The sequence below is a fragment of the Rhodopseudomonas sp. genome (genome assembly GCF_048594845.1).
Taxonomy (GTDB): Bacteria; Pseudomonadota; Alphaproteobacteria; order Rhizobiales; family Xanthobacteraceae; genus Rhodopseudomonas.
Window position 1 is genome coordinate 1 of the sequence record NZ_JBMDXE010000057.1, and the last position, 3,629, is coordinate 3,629.

Here is a 3,629-nt window from a genome sequence, read left to right on the forward strand (position 1 = left end):
GCTCTGCTACCTACTGCTTGATCGGGTCATTTTCTCGTCATGGCCGGGCTTGTCCCGGCCATCCACGCCTTCACCGTTGCGCCGGCCCCAAGGCGTGGATGCCCGGGCCAGGCCCGGGCATGACGGCAACTGATACTTCAAGCCGCCGCGGAGACCGCGATCAGCTTCTTCAGCCGCGCTTCCGCCGCGCCGCTGTCGATCGACTGGGTGGCCAGCGCGACGCCTTCCTTCAGGTCCTTGGCCTTGCCGGCAACGATCAGCGTCGCCGCCGCATTGAGCACCGCGACGTCGCGATACGGCCCCGGCATGCCTTCCAGCACGGCGCGGAGCGCCACCGCGTTAGCCTCGGCGTCGCCGCCCTTCAGCGCCTCGGCGGGTGCGCGCGACAGCCCAGCGTCCTCCGGGCTGATCTCGAAGCTTGTGATATCGCCGTTCTTGAGCTGCGCGACGGCGGTCGGGCCGGCGAGGGTGATCTCGTCCAGTCCGTCGGAGCCGTGCACCACCCAGATCGCTTCGGAGCCGAGATTCTTCAGCACCTGCGCCAGCGGCTGCACCCATTGCCGTGAGAATACGCCGATCATCTGGCGCTTCACACCGGCCGGGTTCGACAGCGGGCCGAGCAGGTTGAAGATCGTCCGGGTGGCGAGTTCGACGCGGGTCGGGCCGACGTTCTTCATCGCCGGATGATGCGTCGGCGCGAACATGAAGCCGATGCCGGCCTCGTGGACGCAGCGGCCGACCTGCTCGGGGGTGATGTCGATCTTGACGCCGAGCGCGTTCAGCACGTCGGCGGCGCCGGATTTCGACGACAATGCGCGGTTGCCGTGCTTGGCGACTGGCACACCGCAGCCAGCGACGATGAAGGAGGCGCAGGTCGATACGTTGACCGAGCCGGAGCCGTCGCCGCCGGTGCCAACGACATCGACCGCGTCGGCCGGCGCGTCGACGGTCAGCATCTTCGACCGCATCGTCGTCACCGCACCGGTGATCTCGTCCACGGTCTCGCCGCGGACCCGCAGGCCCATCAGCAGCGCGCCCATCTGCGACGGCGTCGCGTCGCCCGACATCATGGCGTCGAACGCGCTCGCCGCTTCGTCCCGCGTCAACGTCGCGCCGGTCGCGACCTTGCCGATTACTGCTTTGAAATCAATCATGTCCCCACACGGCGCACCGACGCGATCTGGCCGCCTCAGTTGCTCGCCGCCCCCGTCGCCTGCGCGAACGCCTGCTCGTTGATCTTGGTACCGAGGTCCTTCTCGAGCCAAGCAATATATTCGCCGACCTGCTCGTCGGTGATCCGCTGGATCAAGGCGTCCTTCAGCTTGGTGACGTCAGCCGACGCCAGGTCGACCGGCGGCACCGTCACGTCGGTGACGCGGAACACGTACCATTCGGTGCCGCTGCCGCCCTGGCTCTGGCCCGTGCCATCCTTGGCGGTCTTGAACACGGCTTCGACTACATTGGCCGGCACGCTGGCGGTGCCTTCGCGCTTGAGGCCGGTGGCGGTCTCGACCGTCACGCCGGCCGGAGCCACGTCAGCGAGCTTGCCGTCGGCACCGAGCTTCTGCACCAGCTCGCTGGCCATCTTGCGCAGCCGCTCGGTGATCTGCTCGGCGCGCCAGCGGGCTTCGACCTGATCCTTCACCTCGTCGAGGCTGCGCTCGTGCGACGGCGTCACGCCGAGCACGTCGAACCAGACATAGCCGTTCTGATAGCTGATCGCGTCGGTGTCGACTCCGACGTCTGCATTGAATGCCTGCGTGGTGAGGTCGAGACCCTGCGGGATGTCCTTGACCGGCTGACCGTTCGGGCCTCGGCCGGAGCGGTCGACGGCCTCGATCGTCACCGCATTGAGGCCGAGAGTCTTCGCGGCTTCGATGACGTTGGCGCCGCCGGCGCGGGCGTCTTCCATCTTGTCGTGCTGGCTCTGCACCTCGGCCCTGGCGCGGTCGAGCGCGATCTCGCGTTTGATGGTCTGGGCCACGCTCTCGTAGCTCGGCTGCACCCCCGGCTCGATCTTCGAGACCCGAACCAGCGCCGTACCGAACGCGCCCTTGATCGGCTGGCTGACTTCATTGACCGGCAGCGAGAACGCGGCGTTCGCGACCGCCGGGTCGAGCATGTCGGCCTTGCTGACGAGTCCGAGCTCCACATCGGCCGGCTTCAACCCGCGCTGCGTCCCGATGTCCTCGAACGAGATCCCCTCGGTGATCTTCTTGCGCGCGGCGTCGGCGTCTTCGGCGTTCGGGAAGACAATCTGCGACACCTGCCGCCGCTCCGGCGTCGACAGCTTGTCCTTGCGCTCCTCATAGACCTTGCGGGCGTCGTCGTCCGACACGTCGGTCCACTTGGCGACCGAATCCGGCGTCAGCATCACATAGGCGATCTTGCGATATTCGGGCGCGCGGAACTGTGCCTTGTGCTGATCGTAGAACGCGGTAAGCGCCTCGGAGGAGGGCGGATCGATGGTGCCGACCTGCGCCTCGGTCAGCTTCAGGTAATCGATCGCGCGCTGCTCGTTCTGAAACTGGCTGGCCACCTGCAGCATCGTGGCCGGAACAGCGAGACCGGCCGTCACGGTGCCTGCAATCTGCCGGCGCAGCGCGACCTTGCGCTGCTCGGTCATGTAGCGCTGCTCTGTGAAGCCGAACTGGCGGATCACCTGCTGGAAACGATTCGGATCGAACGCACCGTTGGCCCCCTTGAAGTTCGGGTCTGCCAGAACGCTCTTCATCGTGTCTTCGTCGGACTGGCCGAGCCCGAGACGCCGCGCCTGCTCGTCGAGGGCGGCCTCGGCGATCACCTGCTGCAGCACCTGACGGTCGATGCCGAAGGCGCGCGCCTGGTCGGGCGTCAGCGGCCGGCCGAACTGCCGGCCGATCTGCTGCAGACGGTCATTGTAGGTCTGGCGGAACTGCTCCGTGGAGATATCGGTGCTGCCGATCGAGGCCAGCGTCGATCGGCCGAATCCGCGGAAGATGTCGGCAATGCCCCAGACACCGAAGCTGATGATCAGCACGCCCATCACGATGGTCATGATGGTCTTGCCGACCCAGTTGGATGAGGCGTTGCGAATTCCGCGAAGCATGGAGCCACTTTTTTGCAGGAGGGAACCGGCCGCGCTCGGACGCGCGGAGGCGCAAATTAGCGTCGCCGGCTTGGAAATCCATCATAAAATGCCGGAGATAGCGTCGCAACCGACCGCGGCCCCGCATCGCCGGCCGGGGCTACCGCCTTGAGAAGCTGCTGTTCGCTCGTCGCACGCCTGCGCGATCACGCGGCCTTGAGCATCGTAAACGGCTCTGCTAGCGACATTGTGCAACCCCGTAATGTGAGAGTGTCCATGCCGGTCCACGCCGTTCGTCCGCTGATTGCCGGAAACTGGAAGATGAACGGCCTCAAGGCGGCTTCATCGGAATTCGAGGCAATGTTGGCGGGCGCGGCTGAGCTTTCGCCGGGAATCGATCTGTTGGTCTGCCCGCCGGCGACGCTGATCGCCGCCTTTGCCGATAAGCTCGCAGCCTCCAACGAGGGCGGTGGCCTCAAGGTCGCGATCGGCGCTCAGGATTGCCACATCAACGCTTCCGGCGCCCATACCGGCGACTTGTCGGCCGAGATGCTGGCCGACG

General features: G+C 66.3%; 3 protein-coding genes. 1 reads left to right on the forward strand and 2 read right to left on the reverse strand.

Translation table 11 applies throughout. The features are described from left to right. Positions 1–137: 137 nt before the first annotated feature. Both trpD and ACOJTD_RS03015 read right to left on the reverse strand, forming a co-directional pair. A complete protein-coding gene (gene trpD / locus ACOJTD_RS03010) occupies positions 138–1,154 on the reverse strand; it encodes an anthranilate phosphoribosyltransferase (protein ID WP_420131459.1) in 1,017 nt (338 codons plus the stop codon). Positions 1,155–1,189: 35 nt separating this feature from the next. Next, positions 1,190–3,088: a peptidyl-prolyl cis-trans isomerase gene (locus ACOJTD_RS03015; protein WP_420131460.1), complete on the reverse strand. Its 1,899-nt coding sequence runs from the start codon at positions 3,086–3,088 to the stop codon at positions 1,190–1,192. 255 nt (positions 3,089–3,343) lie between these two features. Here ACOJTD_RS03015 and ACOJTD_RS03020 point away from each other — a divergent pair. Then, on the forward strand, positions 3,344–3,629 hold a 286-nt coding region (locus ACOJTD_RS03020), incomplete at its 3' end, for a triose-phosphate isomerase (RefSeq protein ID WP_420131461.1).

Coding starts and splice junctions, on each gene's coding strand:
- trpD (WP_420131459.1), bottom strand. CDS start 1,154: ATGATTGATTTCAAAGCAGTAATCGGCAAGGTCGCGACCGGCGCGACG.
- ACOJTD_RS03015 (WP_420131460.1), bottom strand. CDS start 3,088: ATGCTTCGCGGAATTCGCAACGCCTCATCCAACTGGGTCGGCAAGACC.